The 25,313-nt window shown below is 72.8% G+C and carries 21 protein-coding genes, 3 pseudogenes and 1 riboswitch; of the genes and pseudogenes, 9 read left to right on the top strand and 15 right to left on the bottom strand.

The features are described from left to right. The first annotated feature begins 153 nt into the window (after window positions 1-153). From rlmN to DRB89_RS29655, 4 genes are all read left to right on the top strand, one after another. The gene (gene rlmN / locus DRB89_RS29640; RefSeq protein WP_112451361.1) at window positions 154-1,266 is read left to right on the top strand and encodes a 23S rRNA (adenine(2503)-C(2))-methyltransferase RlmN; all 1,113 of its coding nucleotides are present in this window, start codon (window positions 154-156) and stop codon (window positions 1,264-1,266) included. 59 nt (window positions 1,267-1,325) lie between these two features. Further along, a riboswitch (TPP riboswitch) is annotated at window positions 1,326-1,434 on the top strand. A gap of 84 nt (window positions 1,435-1,518) precedes the next feature. Continuing rightward, window positions 1,519-2,619 (top strand): thiamine ABC transporter substrate-binding protein, encoded by a 1,101-nt coding sequence (locus DRB89_RS29645; RefSeq protein ID WP_112451362.1) that lies wholly within the window; start codon window positions 1,519-1,521, stop codon window positions 2,617-2,619. A gap of 77 nt (window positions 2,620-2,696) precedes the next feature. Beyond that, window positions 2,697-4,313 (top strand): iron ABC transporter permease, encoded by a 1,617-nt coding sequence (locus DRB89_RS29650; protein ID WP_112453869.1) that lies wholly within the window; start codon window positions 2,697-2,699, stop codon window positions 4,311-4,313. Continuing rightward, window positions 4,313-5,344, top strand: coding sequence for an ABC transporter ATP-binding protein (locus tag DRB89_RS29655; RefSeq protein WP_204357849.1), 1,032 nt, complete (start codon window positions 4,313-4,315; stop codon window positions 5,342-5,344). Before DRB89_RS29650 ends, DRB89_RS29655 begins: the two co-directional genes overlap by 1 nt. Window positions 5,345-5,398: 54 nt before the next feature. Here DRB89_RS29655 and DRB89_RS29660 read toward each other — a convergent pair whose 3' ends face one another. The 4 genes and pseudogenes from DRB89_RS29660 to DRB89_RS29680 form a co-directional block, all read right to left on the bottom strand. Continuing rightward, window positions 5,399-6,298: a DMT family transporter gene (locus DRB89_RS29660; protein ID WP_112451363.1), complete on the bottom strand. Its 900-nt coding sequence runs from the start codon at window positions 6,296-6,298 to the stop codon at window positions 5,399-5,401. Window positions 6,299-6,385: 87 nt separating this feature from the next. After that, on the bottom strand, window positions 6,386-7,489 hold the full coding sequence (locus tag DRB89_RS29665) for an LOG family protein (protein WP_112451364.1): 1,104 nt from the start codon (window positions 7,487-7,489) through the stop codon (window positions 6,386-6,388). 26 nt (window positions 7,490-7,515) lie between these two features. Further along, window positions 7,516-8,544 (bottom strand): hypothetical protein, encoded by a 1,029-nt coding sequence (locus DRB89_RS29670; protein ID WP_112463897.1) that lies wholly within the window; start codon window positions 8,542-8,544, stop codon window positions 7,516-7,518. Between the two features lie 298 nt (window positions 8,545-8,842). After that, window positions 8,843-9,403: pseudogene (locus tag DRB89_RS29680) on the bottom strand (transposase); the annotation flags it as partial. A gap of 149 nt (window positions 9,404-9,552) precedes the next feature. Here DRB89_RS29680 and DRB89_RS29685 point away from each other — a divergent pair. Together DRB89_RS29685 and DRB89_RS29690 are read left to right on the top strand one after the other, a co-directional pair. Continuing rightward, window positions 9,553-11,379, top strand: a complete 1,827-nt coding sequence (locus DRB89_RS29685) for a prolyl oligopeptidase family serine peptidase (protein ID WP_112450805.1) — start codon at window positions 9,553-9,555, stop codon at window positions 11,377-11,379. 82 nt (window positions 11,380-11,461) lie between these two features. Next, on the top strand, window positions 11,462-12,280 hold the full coding sequence (locus DRB89_RS29690) for an SURF1 family protein (RefSeq protein WP_112450806.1): 819 nt from the start codon (window positions 11,462-11,464) through the stop codon (window positions 12,278-12,280). A gap of 97 nt (window positions 12,281-12,377) precedes the next feature. On the opposite strand, the gene DRB89_RS29695 is transcribed toward DRB89_RS29690, so the two are convergent. The 7 genes from DRB89_RS29695 to DRB89_RS29725 form a co-directional block, all read right to left on the bottom strand. After that, complete coding sequence (locus DRB89_RS29695) at window positions 12,378-13,691, bottom strand: hypothetical protein (RefSeq protein ID WP_112450807.1); 1,314 nt, start codon at window positions 13,689-13,691, stop codon at window positions 12,378-12,380. Then, window positions 13,688-14,326: a SigE family RNA polymerase sigma factor gene (locus DRB89_RS29700; RefSeq protein WP_239516884.1), complete on the bottom strand. Its 639-nt coding sequence runs from the start codon at window positions 14,324-14,326 to the stop codon at window positions 13,688-13,690. The genes DRB89_RS29695 and DRB89_RS29700 overlap by 4 nt, the downstream gene beginning before the upstream one ends. A gap of 248 nt (window positions 14,327-14,574) precedes the next feature. Continuing rightward, a complete protein-coding gene (locus DRB89_RS29705) occupies window positions 14,575-15,663 on the bottom strand; it encodes an aspartate-semialdehyde dehydrogenase (protein WP_112450808.1) in 1,089 nt (362 codons plus the stop codon). Then, complete coding sequence (locus tag DRB89_RS29710) at window positions 15,660-16,937, bottom strand: aspartate kinase (protein ID WP_112450809.1); 1,278 nt, start codon at window positions 16,935-16,937, stop codon at window positions 15,660-15,662. The genes DRB89_RS29705 and DRB89_RS29710 overlap by 4 nt, the downstream gene beginning before the upstream one ends. A 123-nt stretch (window positions 16,938-17,060) precedes the next feature. Then, the gene (locus DRB89_RS29715; RefSeq protein ID WP_112450810.1) at window positions 17,061-17,708 is read right to left on the bottom strand and encodes a DUF5063 domain-containing protein; all 648 of its coding nucleotides are present in this window, start codon (window positions 17,706-17,708) and stop codon (window positions 17,061-17,063) included. Continuing rightward, on the bottom strand, window positions 17,701-18,300 hold the full coding sequence (gene recR / locus DRB89_RS29720) for a recombination mediator RecR (protein WP_112450811.1): 600 nt from the start codon (window positions 18,298-18,300) through the stop codon (window positions 17,701-17,703). Before recR ends, DRB89_RS29715 begins: the two co-directional genes overlap by 8 nt. 89 nt (window positions 18,301-18,389) lie before the next feature. Further along, entirely contained in the window at window positions 18,390-18,734 is a 345-nt protein-coding gene (locus DRB89_RS29725; protein ID WP_112450812.1) for a YbaB/EbfC family nucleoid-associated protein, read from the bottom strand. Between the two features lie 277 nt (window positions 18,735-19,011). Here DRB89_RS29725 and DRB89_RS29730 point away from each other — a divergent pair, with 277 nt between their 5' ends. Continuing rightward, window positions 19,012-19,737, top strand: a complete 726-nt coding sequence (locus DRB89_RS29730; RefSeq protein WP_204357826.1) for an SLATT domain-containing protein — start codon at window positions 19,012-19,014, stop codon at window positions 19,735-19,737. Between the two features lie 105 nt (window positions 19,738-19,842). Here the strand turns inward: DRB89_RS29730 and DRB89_RS29735 are convergent, their stop codons facing one another. The 4 genes and pseudogenes from DRB89_RS29735 to DRB89_RS29745 form a co-directional block, all read right to left on the bottom strand. Beyond that, window positions 19,843-20,493, bottom strand: coding sequence for a hypothetical protein (locus DRB89_RS29735; RefSeq protein WP_112450814.1), 651 nt, complete (start codon window positions 20,491-20,493; stop codon window positions 19,843-19,845). 86 nt (window positions 20,494-20,579) lie between these two features. Then, window positions 20,580-22,244, bottom strand: a pseudogene (locus tag DRB89_RS29740) (glycosyltransferase 87 family protein); the annotation flags it as partial. 129 nt (window positions 22,245-22,373) lie between these two features. Continuing rightward, window positions 22,374-22,493: pseudogene (locus tag DRB89_RS45040) on the bottom strand (2-C-methyl-D-erythritol 2,4-cyclodiphosphate synthase); the annotation flags it as partial. 77 nt (window positions 22,494-22,570) lie between these two features. After that, window positions 22,571-23,533, bottom strand: a complete 963-nt coding sequence (locus DRB89_RS29745; protein WP_112451378.1) for a tellurite resistance/C4-dicarboxylate transporter family protein — start codon at window positions 23,531-23,533, stop codon at window positions 22,571-22,573. Window positions 23,534-23,946: 413 nt separating this feature from the next. Between DRB89_RS29745 and DRB89_RS29750 the strand changes: the two genes are divergently transcribed. Together DRB89_RS29750 and DRB89_RS29755 are read left to right on the top strand one after the other, a co-directional pair. Next, the gene (locus DRB89_RS29750) at window positions 23,947-24,843 is read left to right on the top strand and encodes an urea transporter (RefSeq protein ID WP_275432088.1); all 897 of its coding nucleotides are present in this window, start codon (window positions 23,947-23,949) and stop codon (window positions 24,841-24,843) included. A gap of 163 nt (window positions 24,844-25,006) precedes the next feature. Next, complete coding sequence (locus tag DRB89_RS29755; protein ID WP_112451376.1) at window positions 25,007-25,312, top strand: urease subunit gamma; 306 nt, start codon at window positions 25,007-25,009, stop codon at window positions 25,310-25,312. Window position 25,313: the final 1 nt, after the last annotated feature.

The raw sequence follows: 25,313 nt of genomic DNA on the forward strand, positions 1-25,313 counted from the left end.
GGCCCGGCGGAGCGCCCGGTCGGGGCTTCTCATCGGCGTGTCCCGCCCGGGTGGGCGACGTACGACGAAAGGCCCCGGTCCGGCCCGGGCGGTTACTCTTGATGGGCGCGCTGCTTCTGCGGCGCGCCTTTCGTCTTACAAGGAGTACCTGCCATGGCCCGCCCTGTCCCGGGAGAGCTCACTTTCGTCGCCCCTCGTGGAGTGAAGAAGCCGCCCCGGCACCTCGCCGACCTCACCCCCGAGGAGCGCCGGGAGGCCGTCGCCGCGATCGGCGAGAAGCCGTTCCGGGCCAAGCAGCTCTCCCAGCACTACTTCGCCCGGTACGCGCACGACCCGGCGGAGTGGACCGACATCCCCGCCGCGTCCCGCGAGAAGCTCCAGCAGGAGCTGCTGCCGGACCTGATGAACGTCCTGCGGCACATCTCCTGTGACGACGACACCACCCGCAAGACCCTGTGGAAGCTGCACGACGGCACGCTCGTCGAGTCCGTGCTGATGCGCTACCCCGACCGGGTCACCATGTGCATCTCCTCGCAGGCCGGCTGCGGCATGAACTGCCCGTTCTGCGCCACCGGCCAGGCGGGCCTCGACCGCAACCTGTCCACCGCCGAGATCGTCCACCAGATCGTCGACGGCATGCGCGCCCTGCGCGACGGCGAGGTCCCCGGCGGTCCGGCGCGGCTGTCGAACATCGTCTTCATGGGCATGGGCGAGCCGCTCGCCAACTACAACCGCGTCGTCGGCGCCATCCGCCGCCTCACCGACCCGGAGCCCGACGGCCTGGGCCTGTCCCAGCGCGGGATCACCGTCTCCACCGTCGGCCTGGTCCCGGCCATGCTGCGCTTCGCCGACGAGGGCTTCAAGTGCCGCCTCGCCGTCTCGCTGCACGCGCCGGACGACGAGCTGCGCGACACGCTGGTCCCCGTGAACACCCGCTGGAACGTCCGCGAGGTGCTGGGCGCGGCCTGGGAGTACGCGGAGAAGTCCGGCCGCCGGATCTCCATCGAGTACGCCCTGATCCGCGACATCAACGACCAGGCTTGGCGTGGCGACCTGCTCGGCAGGCTGCTCAAGGGCAAGCGCGTGCACGTCAACCTGATCCCGCTGAACCCGACGCCCGGCTCGAAGTGGACCGCCTCGCGGCCCGAGGACGAGAAGGCCTTCGTGGAGGCCATCGCCCGCCACGGCGTGCCGGTGACCGTGCGCGACACCCGTGGCCAGGAGATCGACGGCGCGTGCGGCCAGCTCGCCGCCTCGGAGCGCTAGTTTTCGCCAGTTGAGGTTTGCATTCGGCCACGGGGTACCCTGTGGCCGAACCAATTTCATATTTCCGACAGGGGAGCGCCACAGCGCTGAGAGTGCGGTATCCGTCACCGCAGACCCTCTGAACCTCGCCCCGGTCATTCGGGGTAGGAAGTTCGGTCACCACTCAAGCTGTTGCGCCCTGCCCGGCGTCCGCTCCACAGAGCGCCGGGCAGGGCCGCGTCTTCTCCTGGACATCCCAGGAGGAATGCACCAATGAGCACCACCAAGAAGATGGCGGGCGTCGCGCTCGCGGCCGCGCTCGGCGTCACCACGCTCAGCGCCTGCGGCGGCGGCGACGCCAAGGACAAGTCCGCGGGCGCGAGCGACGCCCCGAAGTCCAAGACGGTCACCCTCGTCTCGCACGACTCCTTCACAGCGACCGACACGGTCCTGAAGGAGTTCGAGCAGCAGAGCGGCTACACCGTCAAGGTCCTGAAGTCGGGCGACGCGGGCGCCGCGCTGAACCAGGAGATCCTGACCAAGGGCTCCCCGCGCGGCGACGTGTTCTTCGGCGTCGACAACACGCTGCTCTCGCGCGCCCTCGACAACGGCATCTTCACGCCGTACGAGGCCAAGGGGCTGGCCGGGGTGAAGCCCGAGTTCGTGCTCGACAAGGAGCACCGGGTCACCCCGATCGACTCCGGTGACATCTGCGTCAACTACGACAAGGCCTACTTCGCGGACAAGAAGATCGCCCCGCCGCAGACGCTGGACGACCTGATCAAGCCGGAGTACAAGAACCTGCTGGTCACCGAGAACGCGGCGACCTCCTCGCCCGGTCTCGGCTTCCTCCTCGCCTCCGTCGGCAAGTACGGCGACGAGGGCTGGAAGGACTACTGGAGCAAGCTGAAGGCCAACGGCGTCGAGGTCGTCGACGGTTGGGAGCAGGCCTACAACGAGCGCTTCTCCGGCTCGGCGGGCGGCAAGAAGGCCAAGGGCGACCGCCCGCTGGTCGTCTCCTACGCCTCCAGCCCGCCGGTCGAGGTGCTCTACGGCGAGCCGCAGCCGGCCGAGGCCCCGACGGGCGTCGCCACCGGCACGTGCTTCCGCCAGACCGAGTTCGCGGGCCTGCTCAAGGGCGCGAAGAACGAGGAGGGCGGCAAGGCGCTCCTGGACTTCCTGATCTCCAAGAAGTTCCAGGAGGACATGCCGCTGCAGATGTTCGTGAACCCCGTGACCAAGGACGCGACGCTGCCCGAGCTGTTCACCAAGCACGGTGTCGTGATCGAGAAGCCGGAGACGGTCGCCCCCGACGCCATCGCGAAGAACCGCGACCAGTGGGTCAAGGCGTGGACGACGCTCGTCGTGAAGTAGGACGCGTGGCACACGCGGCGCAGGAGAAGGAGACGGAGAAGGAGAGCGGGCGGGCGACCGCCGTCAGGCTCGGCCTGATGGCCGTCCCGCTCCTCTTCTTCGGCCTGTTCTTCGCGTACCCCGTCGCCGCGATCGTCGGGCGCGGGCTCAAGACCGACACCGGCTGGCAGTTCGGCCGGATCGGCGAGGTGCTGGCCCGGCCCGACATCGGCGAGGTGCTCTGGTTCACCACCTGGCAGGCGCTCGCCTCGACGGCGCTCACGCTCCTGATCGCACTCCCCGGCGCGTACGTCTTCGCGCGCTTCGAGTTCCCCGGCAAACAACTGCTGCGGGCGCTCGTCACGGTGCCGTTCGTGCTGCCGACCGTCGTGGTCGGCACCGCGTTCCTCGCGCTCGTGGGGCGCAACGGCCTGCTGGACGAGGTGTGGGGGATCCGCCTCGACACGACCGTGTGGGCGATCTTGCTGGCGCACGTCTTCTTCAACTACGCCGTCGTCATCCGCACGGTCGGCGGCTTGTGGGCGCAGCTGGACCCGCGCCAGGAGGAAGCGGCCCGGGTGCTCGGTGCCGGGCGGTTCGCCGCCTGGCGCCGGGTGACGCTGCCCGCGCTCGGCCCGGCCGTGGCGGCCGCCTCGCTGATGGTGTTCCTGTTCACCTTCACCTCCTTCGGCGTCGTGCAGATCCTGGGAGGGCCCTCGTACTCCACCCTGGAGGTGGAGGTCTACCGGCAGACCGCGCAGCTCCTGGACCTGCCGACGGCGGCCGTGCTGACGATGGTGCAGTTCGCCGCAGTCGGCGCGATCCTCGCCGTGCACGCCTGGACCGTGCGCAAGCGGGAGACCGCGCTGCGGCTCGTCGACCCGGGGCGGACCACGCACCGGCCGCGCGGCTGGGCGCAGCGCGCCCTGCTCGGCGGGGTGCTGCTGACGGTGGCGCTGCTGATCGTGCTCCCGCTCGGCGTGCTCGTGGAACGGTCCCTCGACGCCCCCGGCGGCTACGGGTTCGGCTTCTACCGGGCGCTCCAGGAAGTCGGCGCCGGCGGCGGCACCTTCCTGGTGCCGCCGCTCGAGGCGATCTGGAACTCCCTCCAGTACGCGCTCGCCGCCACCGCCATCGCGCTGCTGATCGGCGGGCTGGCGGCCGCGGCCCTGACCAGGCGCGGCGGCCGGTTCGTACGGGGCTTCGACGCGCTGCTGATGCTGCCGCTCGGGGTGTCGGCCGTGACGGTCGGCTTCGGCTTCCTCATCACCCTCGACGAGCCTCCGCTCGACCTGCGGACCTCGTGGATCCTGGTGCCCCTGGCGCAGGCGCTGGTGGGCGTGCCCTTCGTCGTACGGACCATGCTGCCGGTGCTGCGCGCGGTGGACGGCCGGCTGCGCGAGGCCGCCGCCGTGCTCGGCGCATCGCCGCTGCGGGTCTGGCGGGAGGTGGACCTGCCGATGGTGCGCCGGGCCCTGCTCATCGCGGCCGGCTTCGCCTTCGCCGTGTCCCTCGGGGAGTTCGGGGCGACCGTCTTCATCGCGCGGCCGGACCATCCGACGCTTCCGGTCGCGGTGGCGCGGCTGCTGGGCCGGGCGGGGGAGATGAACTACGGGCAGGCGATGGCCCTGAGCACGATCCTGATGCTGACGTGCGCGGTGTCGCTGCTCCTGCTGGAGCGGCTGCGACCCGACAAGACCTCCGGAGAGTTCTGATGACCCTGCTTCAGCTGGAAGGGGTGTCGGTCCGCTTCGGTGAGCGCGCGGTCGTGGACGCCGTGGACCTCGCGGTCGCCGAGCACGAGACCGTGTGCGTGCTGGGGCCGAGCGGGAGCGGCAAGTCGACCCTGCTGCGGGTCGTGGCCGGCCTCCAGTCCGTCTCGGGCGGGCGGGTGGTGCTGGGCGGCGCCGACCAGGCCGGGGTGCCCGTGCACCGGCGGGGGGTGGGCCTGATGTTCCAGGACCACCAGCTGTTCCCGCACCGGGACGTGGGCGGGAACGTCGCCTTCGGCCTGCGGATGCGGGGCTCCGGGCACACGCCGAAGAAGGCGTACGAGGCCCGGGTCGCCGAGCTGTTGGAACTGGTCGGGCTTCCCGGGGCGCAGCGCCGGGCGGTGGCCTCGCTCTCCGGCGGCGAGCAGCAGCGGGTCGCGCTGGCCCGGGCGCTGGCGCCGTCACCGCGGGTGCTGATGCTGGACGAACCGCTCGGGCAGCTGGACCGGGGGCTGCGCGAGCGGCTCGTCGTGGAGCTGCGGGGGCTGTTCGCGCGTCTGGGGACCACCGTGCTGGCCGTCACGCACGACCAGGGTGAGGCGTTCGCGCTGGCCGACCGGGTGGTCGTGATGCGGGACGGGCGGATCGCGCAGGCGGGGACTCCGCTGGAGGTGTGGGAGCGGCCGGCTTCGGAGTTCGTGGCGCGGTTCCTGGGCTTCGAGAACGTGATCGCGGCCGTGGTGTCGGGCGGGGTGGCCGCGACTCCCTGGGGCAAGGTCCCGGTGGCGGCCGGGTCGCCGGAGGGGGACCGGAAGGTACTGGTCCGGCCGGCCGGGGTCGTGCTGTCTCCCGAGGGGCTGGGCTGCGAGGTCGTCACCCGGACCTTTCGGGGCACGCACGTCGCGCTGCTGCTGCGGCCCGAGGCGGGCCCGCTGCTCGAGGCGGAGTGCGGGCTGGCCGGGGCGCCGGCGGTCGGGGACCGGGTCGCGGTGGGCTTCGCCCCCGCCGAGGTGGTCGTCCTCCCGGCGGAGTAGGGCCGCTGCGCCCCGCCCCCCGGGCTCGGGTGCTGCGGCCCCGGCCCCCTGGGCTCAGATGCCGGCGGGGGTGAGTTCCGCCTCCTCCTCGGCGCCCTCGTGGTTGCCGAACCAGGCGACCGCCACCGCGCCGGTGACCGCCAGCACGAAGCCGAGGACCGCCAGCCAGGCCATGCCGGGGCGGGAGGCGTCGCCGAGCCACAGGACGCCGATCGCGCCGGGGAGCACGGTTTCGCCGACCACCAGCGCGGCGGTGGCTCCGTTCACCGAGCCGATCTGCAGCGCCACCGTGTGCAGGTACATGCCGCCGACCCCCGCCAGGACGATGGCGTAGAGGGCCGGGTCGGCCAGCAGGGCCGGGAAGGAGAACGGCTCGACGCCGTTCAGGATGCGGACCCCGACGCCCAGGGCGCCGAAGGCCAGGCCCGAGAGCAGGCCCGCCAGGATCGCGGCCCGGCCGCCGAGGAGGCGTACGGCCACGGTGCCGCCCACGATGATCAGCAGGGTCACCGCCAGCAGCCACCAGTGCGTGGCCGACGGCGCGTGGTGGCCGCCCTCGTGGCCCGCGGCGGTCGCCAGCAGGACCAGGGCCGTGCAGACGACCCCGATCGAGGTCCACTCCTTGCGCGTCAGGCGGATGCCCAGCATCTTCACGCTGAGCACGGCCGTGACCACCAGGTTGGCACTGATCACGGTCTGTGAGAGGAAGAGCGGCAGGAGGCGCGCGGCCAGGGCGCCGAGGCCGAAGCCCACGAAGTCCAGGATCGTGCCGACGATGAACTCCCAGGTCATCGCCGCCTTCGCGGTGGAGGAGAGGTTGGGGCCGCCATGCTGCGTGACTCCGTCGGCGGCCGGCGACGAGCGGGCCGCCCGCCGGGATCCCACGGCTTGCAGGACGGATCCCGTGCCGTAGCAGATGGATGCCGCGATGGCGGTCAGAAGGCCTATGAGCACCCGGGGGCTCCGTTCACGTCTGGCAGGTTCTGCGTTGTGCGTACCTCTTCCAGACGTGTGAAAGGGGCGGGAAGTTGCCTGCGGGGGTCAGCTCATCGAAGCGAGGGCGTCCGGGACCTCGTCCACGGAGTCGACCAGCGCGATCCGGGACTCCATCGCCCGGCCGCGGGCCAGCGCCTGGAGCAGCGGCCAGACCGGGAGGTGCTGGGTCCAGTGGGCGCGGTCGACGAGGATCATCGGGGTCGGCGCGCCCCGGGAACCGTAGTAGTTCGGCGTCACGCTGTCGAAGACCTCCTGGACGGTCCCCGCGGCGCCCGGCAGGAAGACCACGCCCGCGTTGGACCGGGCGAGGAGCCCGTCCTCCCGGGTGGCGTTCGCGAAGTACTTCGCGATGTGCCCGGCGAAGGCGTTCGGCGGCTCGTGCCCGTAGAACCAGGTCGGGATGCCCACCGAATCGCCGCCGGGCGCGGCCGGCCAGCGTTCGCGCACGGCGAAGGCCGCCTTCGCCCAGCCGGAGACGGAGGGGGTGAAGGAAGGCACCGTGGCCAGGATCTTCAGGGCCTCGGGCAAGGCGTCGTCGGGGGCCGGGGCGAGGTACGCGCCGAGGTTGGCCGCCTCCATCGCGCCCGGGCCGCCGCCGGTGGCGACGGTGAGCCCGGAGCGGGTCAGGGTCCGGCCGAGCTCCGCCGCGCCCTGGTACTCGCCGCCGCCGCGGGCCATGGCGTGGCCGCCCATCACACCGACCACGCGGGCGCCGGCGAGGCGTTCGTCGAGGGCGTCGGAGATGGCGTCGTCGTGGATGGAGCGCAGCATCGAGGAGAAGACGTCGCCGTCGGCCTTGGTCTCCTGGAACCAGGCGTAGGACTCGGCGTCCGGGGTGGCCTCGTAGCCGGCGGGCAGTCCCGCGAACAACTCCTCGGCCGTGTACAGCAGCCCCCGGTACGGGTTGAAGGGCAGGTCGGGGACGGGCGGGAAGACCAGGGCGCCGTCCGCGCGCACCTTGACCGAGGCGTCGGGCTCCATCGCGCAGCCCAGGAACACGGCGGCCGAGGTGTCGGCGGACAGCAGCGCGAAGGTCCGCTCCAGCAGGTTGACCGACTGGATGCGGTAGCCGCTGAGCGAGCCGCGGGCCGCCACCTGGTCGAATTCGGTGAGCGTCTCGATCTCGGTCTTGATGTATCCGTTGACCATTCGGCTCACCCTAAGGGCTGCCCGCCTCAGCGGGTCAATGCCAGCGACGTCAGCTGTGACACACCCCAGCTGATCGCCAGGCACGCGGTGACGAGCGCCGTGGCCCGTACGGTCGCGGCCGTACGCAGGACCCCGCTCGGGGCGCCGAGGCCGGCCAGTGTCTCGCGGGTGGCGGCCCGGGCCTGGCGGACCTCGACCGCGGATGTGAGAAGGGTCGCTCCCGCGCACAGCACGACCAGGGCCGCGGCGGGCGCGGTCAGCGGGCCGAGCGGGACGTGCAGGCCTCCGTGTCCGCGCAGGGCCGAGGCGCTGAGGGCGCCCGCGGCGACGGCGCACAGGACGCCGAGGGGTGCGCCGAGCCGGGGAGCCTCCTCTTGCAGGGTCCGGCCGGCCAGCAGCCGCAGCGCGCCCGGGCGGACGGCCTGGACGAGCGTCCCGCAGGCGTAGGCCAGACCCGGACCGGCGAGGGCGAGCCCGACGGCGGTCAGCGCCCAGCCGGCGGGCAGGGCGGCGCCGCCGGGTGCGGCGTAGGCCAGGGCGGCGAGCCCGCAGGCGGTGAGGGCGATGCCCCAGGGCAGCACGGTCTGCGGGGCCGGCCGGGGGTGGGGGCGCAGGGCCAGGGGTGTGGCGGCCGGGGCCGCCAGCGGCAGCAGGGCCAGCAGGGTGAGGGCGGCGGCGACGGGCAGCGGCCGGTCGGCGTGCAGGAGCCGCACCCCGGCGCCGTCGAAGGGCAGCCCGGCGACGTCTCCGCGCAGATGGAGGAAGACGGCCAGGGCCACGGCGCTGCCGAGGGCGCAGGCGACGGCGGTGGAGATCGTCGCGATCAGGGTGAGCCGCAGTGGTCCCAGCCCGGCGGCGTCGAGGCCTTCCCGGGGCCGCGTCGCCGGGTCGCTGCGGGCCACGGCGACGGCGAACTGGACGGTGACGGCGAGCGGCACGAGGGCCCACAGCAGCTGGGGGAACGATCCGGCAGACCGGGCCGTGGCGTCCGCGAGCACGTACAGCAGCAGGAAGCCGCTGCCGGCCGAGGCCGCGGCGACCAGCAGCCGGCGCAGCTGGACGAGCGGGCGGGCGGTGAGGGAGGGGTGCGCAAGCGGAGCGGAGCCGAGCTGTGCCACCCGCGCAGCACCAGCGGGGAGGACCGCGACGACTTCGAGGCGGCGGCCCGCGCGTACGCTGGGGACCGGCTGCGCGGGGGCCCCCTCAAGCTGTACATCGACGACGTGGTGGAGCCGCGCAGGGCCGCGCGGCTGGAGCCGTACACCGGCTGCGGCTCGCACCGCGGCGAGACCTTCTATCCGGCGGAGGAGTTCGCGGAGCTCCGCGCGGCCCTGGACGCGCGCGGCTTCCAGTGGAGCCCGTCGCGGGCAGCGGCTCGGGCCGGGGCTGCACGGCGGTCAGCACCACGTACCAGCGCTTGCCCTCGCGCTTGACCGACACGGTCTTGACCTTGCCGACCACCGACCGGTGCCGGTGGACCCTGACGTGCCCGACGCCCTGGAAACGGACGCGGGCCGCATGGCCCGGGAGGGAGTCCCACCGGCAACCGTCGCCGTCCTTCGGGAAGTCGACGGTGTCGAACCAGTTCACCCCACGGAAGCGCGGGTATCCCGGAGTATCGCCGGACTTGACCCGGCGGAAGAACGCGGCGAACGCCTTGTCGAGACGGCGCAAGGTGGCCTGCCGGCTGGAGAACGACCACCGCCCGTGCCGCTCCGGGTCGAAGGCCGGGATGTCCTTGAGCTGCGCGGACTGCATCCCGTACTTGATGCTCGTCTTCGAGGCGTGCCGGTAGGCGTCGCGGCGTTCCTGCAACGCGCCGTTGTAGACGCCGCAGTGATCACGCAGCATCTCGCCGAGCGCGATCTCCTGCCGAAAGGTGGGCCGCAGGAGGAACTTGTACGCACGGATCACCCGGCCCACCCCCCTTTCGGTCAAGGTGGACCAACATAGCGAAGGCCACTGACAACACAGAGCACTCCGGCGCTCCGCGCCTCCGGGCCAACGATCCATTCCCTCCCGGCCCAAAGTCCGGGATTCCCCGGAAGAAGGATGATGGAGGCATGACTGACACCACCGACGCCACGGCCGCCGACGCGCTCGCCGCCATGCCCGACTGGGAGAAGCGCTTCCGGGCCCCGCGGGTGGGGCTGCCCGACTGGGCCGAGGACGCGCCCGACCGCTCGCTCTTCGTCTCCAACGCGACCGGCACCTACGAGCTCTACGCCTGGGACCGCGCCACCGGCACGCAGCGGCAGGCCACCGACCGGCCCAACGGGACCACCGACGGGGCCCTGTCCCCCGACGGCGCGTGGATCTGGTGGTTCTCCGACACCGACGGGGACGAGTTCGGCACCTGGGTCCGCCAGCCCTTCGCGGGCGGCCCCGACGAGCCGGCCACCCCCGGGCTGGAGCCCTCGTACCCCGCGGGGCTCGCCATCGGGCGCGACGGGACGACCGTCGTCGGGCGCTCCACCGACGAGGACGGGAGCACCATCCACGTCGTACCGGCCGACGGCTCCGCGCCGTCCGTCGTCTACCGGCACCGCGAGTCGGCCGGGGTCGGCGACCTGTCCCGCGACGGGACCTGGCTCGCCGTCGAGCACACCGAGCACGGCGACGCGATGCACTCCTCGCTGCGCGTGATCACGCTCGACGGGAAGACCGTCGCCGAGCTGGACGACTCCGAGGGCGGGACCCTGGAGCTCGGCCTGACCGTCCTCGGCTTCGCCCCCGTCGCCGGCGACGCCCGGCTGCTGATCGGCCACCAGCGGCGCGGCCGCTGGGAGCCACTGGTGTGGGACGTGGTCGCGGGCACCCAGGAGGAGCTGGACATCGACCTGCCGGGCGACGTCGGCGCCGAGTGGTACCCGGACGGCTCCGCGCTGCTGATCGAGCACAGCCACGAGGCGCGCAGCGAGCTCTTCCGCTACGACCTGGCCGCGCGCGAGCTGCTGCGCCTGGACACGCCGCCCGGGACGGTGTCGGGCGCAACGGCCCGGCCCGACGGGTCGGTGGAGTACCAGTGGTCCTCGGCGGCCGAGCCCTCGGCCGTGCGGTCCACGGCGGGCGGGGTCGTCCTCGACCCTCCCGGCTTCCGGCCGCCGGGCTCCGTGCCCGTCGAGGACGTGTGGGTCGAGGGCCCCGGCGGGCGGATCCACGCACTGGCGCAGCGCCCGACGGGGCACGGCGACGGCCCCTTCCCGACGATCTTCGAGATCCACGGCGGACCGACCTGGCACGACAGCGACGCCTTCGCGGCCACCCCGGCGGCCTGGCTCGACCACGGCTTCGCCGTCGTGCGCGTCAACTACCGCGGCTCGACCGGCTACGGCCGCGAGTGGACCGACGCCCTCAAGCACCGGATCGGCCTGATCGAGCTGGAGGACATCGACGCCGTGCGCGAGTGGGCCGTGGCCCGCGGCCTCGCCGACCCGGCGCGCCTCGTGCTGTCCGGCGGCTCCTGGGGCGGCTACCTGGCCCTGCTGGGCCTCGGCACGCAGCCGGACGCCTGGGCGGTGGGCCTGGCCGCCGTGCCGGTCGCCGACTACGTGACGGCGTACCACGACGAGATGGAGGCGCTGAAGTCCCTGGACCGCACCCTCTTCGGCGGGACGCCGGAGGAGGTCCCGGAGCGCTTCGAGGCCTCCTCGCCGCTGACCTACGTCGACGCGGTGAAGGCGCCCGTCCACATCGCGGCGGGTCTCAACGACCCGCGCTGCCCCATCAAGCAGATCGAGAACTACGTCGACCGCCTCGCGGCGCGCGGGGCGGAGCACGAGGTGTACCGGTACGACGCCGGGCACGGCTCGCTCGTCGTGGAAGAGCGGATCAAGCAGGTCCGGATGGAGCTGGACTTCGCGCTGAAGCACCTGCCGCCGCGCTCGTAGGCCGCACCGGCCGCGGAGCCGTCCCGGCCGACCCGGCCGACCCGGCGGCCGGGAACCGGTGCACCCCCCGTACGGTGGTGGGGTGCACCGGTTTCTCCTGACCCCGCGCTGGTGGGGGATCAACGTCTTCGTCGCGCTCGGCGTTCCCTTCTGCCTGTTCATGGGGACCTGGCAGCTCGGCCGGTTCGAGGACCGCGTCGACAGCCACAAGGAGGCGACCGAGGCGCGCCCCGCCGAACAGGCGACCGCGCCGCTGGACTCGCTGCTCCCGGTGGACAAGAAGACCTCCGGGCGGCTCGCCTCCGTCTCCGGGGAGTACGCCGACCAGCTGCTCGTTCCCGAGCGGCGGCTCGACGGGAAGAGCGGCTTCTACGTCCTGACCCTGCTCAAGACCGACACCGGCAAGGCCGTTCCCGTGGTCCGGGGCTGGCTGCCGGGCGGCGCGGACGCGGGCCGGGCTCCGGCCGCCCCGACCGGGCGGGTCGAGGTCACGGGCGCGCTGCAGGCCTCGGAGAACTCCAGCACCAAGGGCGTCTACTCCTCGGGCGGCCTGCCGGCCGGGCAGCTCGGCGTCATCGGGGCGGCCTCGCTGGTCAACATCGTGCCGTACGGGCTGTACGACGCCTGGCTGACCGTGCAGACCCCGGCCGACGGGATGATCCCCGTCCCGGCGCGGGCCCCGGTCAACACCGGGCTCGACCTCAAGGCCTTCCAGAACCTCGGCTACACCGGCGAGTGGTTCGTCTTCGCCGCGTTCGTGCTCTTCATGTGGTTCCGGCTCTACCGGCGCGAGGTGGAGACCCTGCGCGACGAGGAGGCGGGGCTGGTCCCCGAGGCCGGCCCGGGCCCGGAGCAGGCACCCGCACCGGCCGCGGCCCCGACGGGCACCGGCTCGGCCTGAGCCGTCGGCGGCCCGGCCCGACCACGGCCGCGCTCGGCCGGGCCCGCCCATTCCGGGCCCGGCCGGGCCCGGCCATGTGCCGTGCTCGGCCAGGCCCCTACGGCGTCGGCTGCGCCGCCAGCGGGAGGACGCCCGTCCGGTAGACCGTCCCGCCGCACGCGTCCGGGATGGTCGTCTGCGTCGTCGGGGCACCGGGCAGCGGGGTGCTCGGCGTGTGGGACACCGCCACGCCCGACGCGTCCGGCCCCGGCGGGACCGCCAGGGAGTCCGCGGCCGCGGGGTCGCCGGAGCCGCCCTGCGGGGGCTTGGAGCCCGCGGAGGCACCCGTACAGCTCTGCTGCGACGGCACCCACGCGAAGCGCACCTCGTACGCGGCGTTCGGCGCGAGCAGCATCAGCGGGGCCTCGGCCGAAGGATCGGGCAGCCCGGTCGCCGGGTCGCCCGCGGTGTGGCCGAGGACGGCCACACCGGTGCCGCCCTGGCCGGGCGCGGGACCGCTCGCCGGGGCCGCGGTCACGGTGTCCGGGCCGAGGACGGTACAGCCCCGGCCCGAGACGTTGGTGACCTTGAAGCTGCCGTAGACCTTGCCGTCGGCCTCCGGGGTCCGCGCGCTGCCCGACACCCCGAGCTGGTCCGCACTGCAGCCGGGCACGCCCGGAGCCGCGGGCGGGGGCAGCAGGACGCCGGCGCCGCCGGGCAGGGGCGCGGTGGAACCCGACTGGTGGGGGTTCGGCCCGATCGGGGGCAGGCCGGTGGTGGGCGGGGTCGGCGTGCCGGTGGCACCGCCCGCGCCCTGCCCCGTGCCGGAGCCGGGCCTGGTGGGCTTCGGGTCGACCCCGGCGCCGTTCTGGTGCGGGTCGGACCCGTCCTTCTTGTTCCCGCCCTGCTCGCCGTGGCCGGCCATGGCCGAGCGGTCGGGGGAGTCGCCCTGGCCCACGGTCATCCGCAGGGCCGCCGGGATCGCGGTCCCCACCAGCAGCGCGGCCGCCGCGGCGGCGACGAGCGCCTGCCGCTTGCGGGTCTTGCGCCGGGGGACGGCGTGCCGCAACCGCTCCAGCGCGTCGCCGGCGGGCTCGAGTCCCACGACGGCGCCGCGCAGCAGGTCCCGCAGGGCCTGCTCCTCGTCGCCGGGCCCACAGGCCGCGGGCCCAGCGCCGCCGGACCCGGCGGCGGCAGGCTCCGTACCGGCAGGCTCCGTACCGGCGGACTCCGTACCGGCGGACCCGATACCGATACCGACGGCCCGCGCGCCGCCGGCTCCCGCTCCCGCTCCGCGCATCAGCTCGCGCAGCGCCGCCTGGCCCTCGCCCGCGGATCCGCGCGTCAGCCCGTGCAGGCCGCCCTCGCCCGAGGCTCCGTCCCTCAGGCTCCGCAGTGCCCGTTCCTCGCTCACCTTGCGGTCCTCGTTCATGACTGCGCCGCCTCCATCGCCACACGCAGCGCGGCAATCCCCCGCGATCCGTACGCCTTGACCGAACCGAGCGATATGCCGAGCGTCTCGGCGACCTGTACTTCCGTCATGTCCGCGAAGTAGCGCAGCACCAGCACCTCGCGCTGGCGGCGCTGCAGACCGCGCATCGACTTGATGAGATCGTCCCGTTCCAGCAGGTCGTAGGCGCCTTCCTCGGCGCTGGCCATGTCCGGCATCGGCTTCGACAGCAGCTTGAGGCCGAGGATGCGCCGGCGCAGGGCCGAGCGCGAGAGGTTGACCACGGTCTGGCGCAGGTAGGCCAGGGTCTTGTCCCGGTCGCGGACCCGGCTGCGGGCCGAGTGGACCCGGATGAAGGCCTCCTGCACCACGTCCTCGCAGGAGGCGGTGTCGTCGAGGAGGAGCGCGGCGAGACCGAGGAGCGAGCGGTAGTGGGCCTGGTACGTCTCGGTGAGGTGGTCGACGGTGGTCCCCGCCACCACTTCGGCCGGCCCGGTGCTCGCCGCGGCCTCCGCGCTATCGCGGGGCCCGGGCACGCGGCCGCCCAGGGTCGCCGCGCCGGCCGGAACGGCCGGGGCTGCGGGCGTCGCCGTGGCCGGCGGAACGGGAACGATCACCGGGAAGCCGCCGGGCGTGCGGGAGCGCAGGCGCGACGGGATGGTCCCGGTGCGCACCGAAATGACGGGGAAGTCCAGCAATGCTTCTGCCACGCCAGTTGGACACGCGTCCCCCCGTCAGGGTTGTACGCGCGAGGCAGACTCATCGGCGTGGTTCCCATTGCCCTCATGCGTAGCCGCTCCCCGCCGGCGCCGCGCATCACGGCGGCCGTCGGGCCATCACCTTGGTCAAGGGATCACTGATGATCCTACAAAGCGAAATACCCAAACTCACCCGCGATGAGCTCCGCGGTCCGTGTGGCGTTCAGCGCAGCACCCTGGCGCAGGTTGTCCGCGGACACGAAGAACTCCAGGGAAGCCGGGTCGTCGAGCGAGCCCCGCACCCGTCCCACCCAGGCCGGATCCGTCCCCGCGGCGTCCGACGGGGTCGGGAACTCGCCCGCCGCCGGGTCGTCCACGAGGACCACACCGGGGGCGGCGTCCAGGACCTCCCGGGCGCGCACCGGGTCGACGGCGACCGCGAAGCGGGCCCGTACGGTCAGCGAGTGCCCGGTCAGCACGGGCACCTGGACGCAGGTCACCGAGACCGGCAGCTCCGCGAGGTCCAGGATCCGGCGCGTCTGCGCCCGTACGGCCAGTTCGTGCGAGGACCAGCCGTCCTCGCGCAGTTCGCCGGACCACGGCACGACATTGAGCGCGAGCGGGGCCGCGAAGGGGCCGGTGTCCTCACCCACGGACCGGCGCACGTCCCCGGGGTGCTCCCCCAGGGCGGTGCCGGCGACCAGGGACAGCTGGCGGCGCAGCGCCTCGGAGCCGGACCGGCCGGCCCCGCTCGCGGCCTGGTACGAGGAGACGGCCAGCTCGGCCAGCCCGTACTCGGTGTGCAGCGCGCCCAGCGCCGCGATCATCGCGGCGGTCACGCAGTCCGGGCCGGCGACGATCCCGCGCGGGCGGATCCGCGCCGCGGACGCGTTCACCTCGGGCACCACGAGCGGCACCTCGGGGTCCTCGCGGAACGCCGCGGACCGGTCCACCACGACCGCGCCGCGCGCGGTGACGACGGGAGCCCACCGGGCCGAGACCTCGGCCGGAGTCAGGAAGATCGCGACGTCGCCCGCTCCGAGGCCGTCGAAGGCGTCCTCGGTGAGGGCCAGCACCTCGGTCTCCTCGGCGCGCACGGTCAGCCGGCGGCCGGCCGAGCGCGAGGAGGCGATCAGGCGTATGTCGCCCCAGACGTCCGCGCGCTGGGACAGGATCTGGAGCAGGACGGAGCCGACCGCTCCGGTCGCCCCGACGACGGCGAGTGCCGGTGCCGGGGTCGACCGGGTGGCCGTCATCGTCCGGTGCCTCCGTAGACGACGGCTTCGTCGCCGCTGTCGGAGTCGAGGCCGAAGGCCGTGTGCACGGCGCGGACGGCCTCGTTGACGTCGTCCTGGCGGGTCACGACCGAGATGCGGATCTCGGAGGTGGAGATCAGCTCGATGTTGACGCCCGCGTCGGACAGCGCCTGGAAGAACGAGGCGGTGACGCCCGGGTTCGTCTTCATGCCCGCGCCGACCAGGGAGATCTTGCCGATCTGGTCGTCGTAGCGCAGGGACTCGAAGCCGATGGTGCCCTTCGCCTTCTCCAGGGCGTCGATGGCCTTGTGGCCCTCGGCCTTGGGGAGGGTGAAGGAGATGTCCGTCAGGCCCGTGGAGGCGGCGGACACGTTCTGCACGATCATGTCGATGTTGATCTCGGCGTCCGCGATGGCGCGGAAGATCGCCGCGGCCTCGCCCGGCTTGTCCGGAACGCCGACGACCGTGATCTTGGCTTCGGAGACGTCGTGAGCGACTCCGGAGATGATGGCGTGCTCCACCGGCTCGTCTCCCTGCGGATTCTCGTTGCTGACCCACGTGCCCGGCAGTCCCGAGAAGGACGAGCGGACGTGGATCGGAATGTTGTAGCGGCGCGCGTACTCGACGCAGCGGTGCAGCAGCACCTTGGAGCCGGAGGCCGCGAGCTCCAGCATGTCCTCGGAGGAGATCCAGTCGATCTTCTTGGCCTTCTTCACGACGCGGGGGTCCGCGGTGAAGACGCCGTCGACATCGGTGTAGATCTCGCAGACCTCGGCGTCCAGCGCCGCGGCGAGCGCGACGGCGGTCGTGTCCGAGCCGCCCCGGCCGAGGGTGGTGATGTCCTTGGAGTCCGCGGACACGCCCTGGAAGCCGGCGACGATGGCGATGTTGCCCTCGTCCAGCGCGGTGCGGATACGGCCCGGCGTGACATCGATGATGCGCGCTTTGTTGTGGACCGAGTCGGTGATGACGCCCGCCTGGCTGCCGGTGAACGACTGGGCCTCGTGGCCCAGGTTTTTGATCGCCATGGCCAGCAGGGCCATGGAGATCCGCTCTCCGGCGGTCAGCAGCATGTCGAATTCGCGGCCGGCAGGCATCGGGGACACCTGTTCCGCGAGGTCGATCAACTCGTCCGTCGTGTCGCCCATCGCGGAAACCACGACGACCACTTGGTGGCCGTTCTTCTTGGCATCCACGATCCGCTTGGCAACACGCTTGATGCCTTCGGCATCGGCTACGGAGGAGCCTCCGTACTTCTGCACGACAAGGCCCACGTGCGCTCCTCGCTCAATCCGTCTCATTGCTGGTGCAGTCTAACGAGCGGCCGCGATCCGACCGCCTCGTACCACATCATGAGACGAAAAGATCAAAGAATACGTTCCCCCGCCGAGCGTCTTTTACTTGCGGCCCAGTCCGCCGAGTTCCTCGGCCATGACCTTGCCCGCCTGTTCGGCGAGGTCCTCCTCGGTCAGGTCCTCGTCCGTGTCCAGCCCGTCCAGGGCCTCCAGCGGCTGGTCCAGCCGGACGTGCGCCACGAGCGACTGCAGGGCGCGCAGGGTCGCCGAGGAAGTCGGGCCCCAGTTGGTGAAGTACGAGAACTGCCACCACCACAGGGCTTCGGTGATCCGGCCCGCCTGGTAGTGGATGAGCCCGTGCCGCAGGTCCGCCACCACATCGGCCAGGTCGTCGGAGATCCGGTGCGCGACCGGGGCCTTGCGCGGCTCGTAGGGGTCGAAGACCTCGGAGTAGACGTCGACCGGCTCCAGCATCAGCGCGAACCGCTCGCGCAGATCGTCCACGTCCGGCTCGGGGCCCAGGTCGGGCTCGTAGCGCTCGTCGGGCAGGACGTCCTGGTACGCGCCCAGCCGACCGCCCGCCAGCAGGAGCTGGGAGACCTCCAGGAGGAGGAAGGGCACCGCGCTGTCCGGGTCCTCGCCCTTGGCCACCTCGGTGACCGCGACGATGAAGGACTCGATCTGGTCCGAGATCTGGACGGCGAAGTCGTCCGGATCCTGCCCCAGGGCGTGCAGCGTTGCGTCAGACATCGAGAAGTCGCCTTCCTTCAAAGGCCCGCCCGAGCGTGACCTCGTCCGCGTACTCCAGATCTCCCCCGACGGGGAGCCCGCTGGCCAGGCGGGTGACCTTCAGGCCCATGGGCTTGAGCATGCGGGCGAGGTAGGTGGCGGTCGCCTCGCCCTCCAGGTTGGGGTCGGTCGCGATGATCAGCTCGGTGACCGCACCGTCGGCGAGCCGCGCCAGCAGCTCCCTGATGCGCAGGTCGTCCGGGCCGACGCCCTCGATCGGGCTGATCGCGCCGCCGAGGACGTGGTACCGGCCCCGGAACTCGCGCGTCCGCTCGATCGCGACGACGTCCTTCGACTCCTCGACCACACAGATGACCGACAGGTCGCGGCGCGGGTCGCGGCAGATGTTGCACCGCTCCTCCTGCGCCACGTTCCCGCACACCGCGCAGAACCGGACCTTGTCCTTGACCTCGAGCAGCGTGTGCGCGAGGCGGCGGACGTCGGTGGGCTCCGCCTGCAGGATGTGGAAGGCGATCCGCTGCGCGCTCTTGGGCCCGACGCCGGGCAGCCTGCCCAGTTCGTCGATCAGGTCCTGGACCACGCCTTCGTACAACGGACTGCCTGCTTTCGCTTCGGTGGAACGGGGTGGTGCGGGTGGTGGTGCGGGTAGGACGGGTGGTGCGGGTGGTGCGGTGCCGGGGGCTAGAAGGGGAGGCCGGGGATGCCGCTGCCGCCGCCCAGCCCCTGGGCCAGCGGCCCCAGCTTCTGCTGCTGGAGCGCCTGCGCATTCTCGTTGGCCGCCTGGACCGCCGCGACCACCAGGTCAGCGAGCGTCTCCGTGTCCTCGGGGTCCACGGCCTTGGGGTCGATCACCAGCGCGCGCAGTTCGCCGGAACCGGTGACGGTCGCCTTGACGAGGCCGCCGCCGGCCTGGCCCTCGACCTCGGCCTGCGCCAGCTCTTCCTGGGCCACGGCGAGGTCCTGCTGCATCTTCTGGGCCTGCTGGAGCAGCTGCTGCATGTTGGGCTGACCGCCACCGGGAATCACAGGTCACTCACTTTCGTAGCTTCGTCGCATCGGCCCGGGCATCGGACCGCTCGGTCAAATCCGAGCCTACGTGCTCCCCGGGCGCGGCGCCCTACGCCGTGAGGACCAACTCTTTCGAGTGAGAGACGAGGCGTACGCGTACCTGCTGGGGCCCTCCTTGCGGGCGGAAAACCGGGGAATCGTCGCCCATCGCGCACCATTCGAAGGTAGGAAGAGCATGCGCACCATTGCGCACACGCGCACCACCACACGTCAGCGCAGGCAGAGGGAGTGCCGGGTGAGTCAGCCGGAGATGCAGCCCGAGGGGCCACCCCGGGATCCCGCAGAGGACGGCGACCTCACCGGGCGGCCGTTCCCTCTCGGGGACTGGGGCGAGCCCGCCGAGCGGCTCGACGAGCTCTACCGGCGGGTCGAGGCCGACGCGCTGCGCACCGCCGAGTGGTACCTGTCCGACCGGGCGTGGAAGCGCCGGGGCGCCCGGATCCTGCGGGCCGCGGCGGCCGTGGGAGCGGTCGCGGGCGCCTCGATGCCGCTGCTGGAACTGACCGGCTCGGCGCCCGGCGCGGCCTCGTACGGCTACCTCTCGCTCCTCCTGGCGGCGGCCTGCCTGGCCTGCGACCGGTTCTTCGGCCTGACCTCGGGCTGGATGCGGGACGTGGCGACGGCGCAGGCCGTGCAGCGGCGTCTGCAGACCCTCCAGTTCGACTGGGCCTCGGAGAACGTGCGGGAGGTCCTGGGCCCCACGGAGGGCACGGCGAGCGAGGCGGCGGAACGATGTCTCACCGTGCTGCGCCGGTTCTCGGAGGACGTCACCGAACTCGTGCGGTCCGAGACCGCGGAGTGGATGGTCGAGTTCAGCTCGGGCCCCGCGCCGCTGGTGATGCAGTCCCTGGGGGCGAACGGGGCGCGCTCGGACGCCTACGTCCCGCCAACCCGCTTCCCGCTCCCCCCCGGCACCCGCCCGAACATGCCCCGCCAAAGACCGCCGGAGCAGCCGCGCTGAATCCGGCTGGATCCAGCTGAATGCGGCTGGATGCGGCTGGATCCGGCTGAATGCGGTCCCGCCGGGGCGGGGCGGGGACGGCTCCGCCCCGGCGGACGGGCCCCGTCAGCTGAAGATGATCATCGAGCCCTGCCCGAGGCTCCGCGTGGCCGCCGCGTGCAGGCCCAGCCACACGTGCCGCTCCCGGGCGAAGGGGCTGTCGTCGTACGGGATCGGCCCCGCCGGCTCCTCCAGCGACGTCGGCCGCCCCGGCGGGGCGGGCGCCACGGGCGGGTTCCCCGGGTCTATCCCGATCGCGGGAGCCACCACCGCCAGCTCCCGCAGCAGCCCCTGGGCCGACCCCAGCGGGCCGCCACCGGCCAGCAGCTCCTCATTCGCCAGCGGCACCGCGAAGTCCACCGGGACATAGGCGCCCGCGTGGTCGTAGTGCCACACCAGGTGCGACTGCTGGGCCGTCGACTCGAACATCTCCAGCAGCTGCTCGTAGTCCCCGCCCAGCTCGTCCACCGGCGTCACCGGCAGCCCGCAGAGCTGGAGCAGGTACGCCCGGCGCAGGAAGTGCAGGGCGTCGTAGTCGAAACCGGCCACCGGGGCGACGTCCCCGGACAGGCCCGGCATGTACGCGAACACCGGCACGGACGGCAGTCCGGCCTCGCCCAGCGCCTTGTCGTACGAGGCGATCTCTTCCGCGAAGGGATTGTCGGGGCTGTGGCACAGCACGTCGACAAGGGGGACCAGCCACAGGTCACAGGCCACGCGGCCTCCGATCAGTCGTTGCCGCCGTTCCGGCCAGCGTAGTGCGCCGGACACGCTCCGCGAAGGGGTGAGCAGAACCTCGCAGGCTACGGCGCCCCCGGACCCACCCGCCAGACCCACGCGTCGAGCACCTTCTCCGGCGCCCGGCCCAGCAGTCCGCTGAGCAGGTCCCGCAGCTGCGTGTCCCGCTCCTGGACGGGCAGGACGACCGCGCCCGCCTTCCAGTACTCCAGGTCCTGGCGGGCCTGGGCCTGCCAGGCCGGAGTGACCTCGGGCGGCTGCGCGCCGTATCGGACGTCGCGCAGGAGGTTCGAGAGGTGCCTCGGGGTGGCCCCGTAGATGCCGATCCGGTCGGGTCCCCACGGGCCGTTGAAGTAGCCGCCGGCCAGCCGGAAGCCGAAGTCCGCCTCCACCTGCCAGTGCAGCGCGTCCGCCTGGCCCGGGTCCGGCAGCGGCACCGGAACGAGTGCCTCGCCGTCCTTGACGTAGTCCTTCCACGACCCGGAGGTGATGAAGGCGGGAACCGGCGCGCGCTCCCGGACGGTCAGCGGCAGCGGCAGGATCGGGATCAGCGCGGCCGCCGCCCCGAGCAGGCCCAGGGTGCGCAGCTCGCGGGTCCGCAGGCGCACGATCCGGTCGAGCGCGAGGGCGAGCAGGATGCCGAGGATCGGGGCGCAGACCATGGCCACGCGCCCCTCGATGACCGACTCGAAGAGCGGCAGCTTGATCATCAGCCGCCAGGGGCCCGGCAGCACGATCTCCGTGTGCGGTACGGGCACCCACGGTCCGAGCGACAGCAGCAGCGTCACGAACCCGGTGATCGCGAGGGCCCGTACGGTCCTGCTGCGCCACAGCCACACGCAGACGGCGACGCCGAAGGCCAGCAGGGGCCAGCCGTAGAAGGCGTTCTGCTCGGTGGTGTTCAGCGAGAGGCGGGCGGCCGTCTCGGGGTCGCCGAAGAGCGAGCGCCCGGCGTACTCGATCAGGGCGCGCGGGCTGTTCCCGGCGTTGTCCCCGTGCAGGATCGCGTGGTAGCTCTGCGGGCCGAAGAACTGCCAGAACAGCGGGACGACCACCAGCGGCAGGCAGACGGCGAGGGCGACGACCAGGCCCGCGCCCAGCGGGCGCGCGGCGGCGAGGGCGCGGCGGCGGTCCACGAGGAGGTAGGCCAGGCAGAACACCAGCATGCCGAGCGCGGCGATGAGCAGCGGCTCCTCGCCGATGAAGATCTGGTACGTCGCGAACAGCCCGAGCAGGACCCCGTCCCGGGTCGCGCCGCGACCCCTGCGGTGCGGTTCGCACAGGCGCAGGGCCCGGTCGACGATCAGCGGGATCATGAACAGGACGACGAAGTTCGGGTGGCCGTTGGCGTGCGAGACCATCGGCGGCGCGAAGGCGGCGAGCGCCCCGCCCGCGGCGGCGGCCCAGCGGCTGCGCACGAGGCGGCGGCGGATCAGCCAGTACCAGGTCCAGGCGCTGGCGGCCATGCCGAGGGTGAGGACCAGGGCGAAGGTGACGGTCGCGCCGAAGAGCAGGGTGACGGGGATCAGCGGGACGTTCAGGCCGAGCATGGTGGCGTTGGCCATGAGGTTCACGCCGTCCGGCATGCCCTGGGCGAAGGTGAAGAGCGGATTGCGCAGGTGGGTGACGTTGTCGGTGGTGACGCCGACGAACCACTCCCACTGGTTCTGGTCCTGGAGGGCGTCCGCGAGGTAGCTGCCGTCCAGGTCCGCCCACAGGCCCTGGAACACGTAGAGGGAGAGGGCGAGGAAGGCGGCGGCGACGGCGAGGCCGCCGGCGTTCAGGCGCAGCAGCTCGCCGAGTGCCAGGCGCAGCCCGCCGGCGGTGCGGCGGGGGCGAGGACGGGTGGTGCGTACGGGGCCTGCGGCGCGGCCGGTGCGGCCCAGTCCGTCGGTGGTGGTGCCGGAGAGCGAGACGGGGGCGCCCGCCGCGGCGGTGAGCGTCTTCTGTGCTTCTTCGCGCCGCTTGCCGATCTTGGGGACGGGAGCGGGCGGCCCGCGTAGGGATCGCCCCGAAGGCCGGGACCCGCCCGCTCAGTTCCGTGGACGGCGTCCGCTCACCGCGAGCCGTCCGGCGCTCCGGCGGCCCGGCCCGGCCGGGACAGCAGGAAGGCCGCGAAGGTCAGCAGCCAGGCCCCGACCGCGATCCAGAGCAGCACCTCGCCGAGGGGGCGCAGCCACCCCACGCCGGTCGGGTCGGCGGCGGAGAGGCAGGCGGTGGCCGTCATCCCGAGCGGGAAGACGCTCGACCAGCGCCGGGTGTCGTAGCGCGGGCGCGGCGCGAGCGCCTCGGCGGCCATGAGGACGACGTACCAGGCCAGGGAGAGGCCGAGGGCGGCCAGGGTGACGGTACGCAGCCCCGCGTGCGCCCAACCCGTCCACACGGGTGACGCCGTGAGTCCGGCCGCGGCGAGGGCCGTGATGGCCAGCGCCCCGCCGGCCACCCAGTGGTCGCCCGCGCCGGAGACGACCTGACGGAAGTCGAAGCGGACGAGGGCCTCGGCGTAGAGCAGCAGTCCCAGGCAGAAGGCGGCCAGCGCGGCCCGGTCCAGCCAGTCCTGCCCGGTGGTCGCGGCCAGGCTGCCGGCCAGGACGGCGAGCCCCTGGGTGGCCACGCAGACGAGGAAGGCCGCGCCGGGCATCCGCCGCCCCCAGTGCTTCAGTACGGCGAACAGCAGCCCGGGCCAGAGCGCGGCGGCCAGCACCAGCAGGGCCGCCGCGACCTCGTGCCATCCCAGCAGGGAGAGCCGGGCACCGAGGACGGTCGTGGCGGCGACGGCGGTGAGCGCCGCAGGGGTGTCGGCCTCGGACCGGAAGCGCCGCCGGTCGCCCAGCAGCCGGGCCGCGAAATCGGCCGCGAGCAGGCACCACAGCACCGCGCAGACGGCGAGGGCCGCGAGCGACAGGGTGCCGCGGCCGATCAGGTGCAGGCCGACCGAGATGATCCCCGACGCCATGACGGCGGCCCCGGCGGCCGGCGACAGCTCGGCCCACCAGCGGGCGCCCGCGGAAACTCGCATGCTCCCAGCGGACACCACGGGGCCGGGCCGGGCCGGGGCGGCGCGCCACCGGGCCGCGACGACGACCCGTCCGGGTGCCGGGTGCCGATTGCCCGGTGCCGGGTGCCGATTGCCGCGCCGCGCGCCGCGCGGGCATTCATCGCGATATTCCGATCACCCACCCACCCGGCCGGAAGAACGGGAAATATGGCCGTCCTTTCAAAGCAATTGGCGTGGAATACACGGAGCCATGTGGAGGACTCCGACGGGTTTCACGACACTCCCGGGACCCCGCGTCCGATTTCCGGGTCGGCCGCTACGGTTCATTCCTGAACGGTTCGCTTTTCGCGTATGGGAGATAAGAAATGCAAGCCGTTGTCACCGAGCAGCCGAAACCCGCTCCGGCCCAGCCGGCGAGTTTCGTTCAGGAAGTACTGCGGGGTGTCGCGCAGGTCGATTTCATGCCCAATGCGATCACGGGCATCCTCTTCCTCGCCGCCCTCGCCGCCGCCGGCTGGCAGTACGCGCTCTACGGCCTCCTGGGCGCCGTCGTCGGAACCGGCACCGCCTACGCCTTCGGCATCGACCGCGAGATCGTCTCGGCCGGGCTGCGCGGTTTCAACGGCACCCTGGTCTCGCTCGGGTTCGCCGTGTTCCTCGGGTGGGACCACCTGTCCACCCTGCTGCTCGCGATCGGCGGCAGCATCACCGTCGTGGTCGTCACCTCGGCGCTCGCCACGATCCTCGGCACGTGGAACATCCCCACGTTCACCGCGCCGTTCTGCATCATCGCGAGCGTCATGACGATCGCCGCGCCCGGCTTCTCCCGGGTCTGGCACAGCGGACCCGACTTGGCGGCGCTCCCCGATTCCGCCACCGGGACCACCGCCCTGAGCTGGGACCAGCTCTGGCACGCCTTCCTCTCCAATGTCGGCCAGATCTTCTTCATGCCGCAGTGGTACGTCGGGCTGATCTTCCTGGCAGGCATCTTCGTGGCCGACCGCTGGGCCGGCGCCATGGCCTGTGTCGGCAGCGCAACCGCCATCTTCGTGGCCTGGGCGATGGGTTCGCCCTCCGACGGGGTGTCGCAGGGGCTCATGGGCTACAGCAGCGTGCTCGTCGCCATGGCCCTGTGCGGGGTGTTCCTCGTCCGCTCCGCCTGGAGCTTCGGCTTCGCCGTGCTGGGCGCCGCGGCCGCGACGGGCCTGACGGCGGCCATGACCGCGTTCTTCGCCCCGTTCGGCGGGCACACCTTCACCTGGCCGTTCGTCCTGACCACGCTCGTCTTCGTCGCCGCGGTCCCGGCGATCCCCCGGCTGCGGCGCACCTGAGGCGTACGCATCCCGCCCGTGCGCGGCCGGACCCGCGCACGGGCAGATCCGCGCGGACCCGTGCGGACCCGGGTCACACCCACCCGGGTAGCGGCCGCCCCGGGTCGCACGCCCCCGGTACGCACGCACCCGAACCACCTCGAGAGCCGAAAGTGAGTGACCGATGAATCTCGCTCCCCGTGAGATGGACAAGCTCTGGATCTACGTCGTGGCCGACCTGGCCCGCAAGCGGCGCGAGCGGGGCGTCAAGCTCAACTACAGCGAGGCCTGCGCCCTGATCAGCGAGGGCATCCTGGAGGGCGCCCGCGACGGCAAGACCGTCGCCGAGTGCATGGAGCTCGGCAAGCAGCTCGTCTCCGCCTCCGACGTCATGTCCGGCGTACGGGAGATGCTGCCGCTGCTCCAGGTCGAGGCCGCCTTCGTGGACGGCACCAAGCTCGTCTCCTGCCACGACCCCGTCGGCGCCTGAG

It is taken from the genome of Streptomyces sp. ICC4, assembly GCF_003287915.1.
Lineage (GTDB): Bacteria > Actinomycetota > Actinomycetes > Streptomycetales > Streptomycetaceae > Streptomyces > Streptomyces tritrimontium.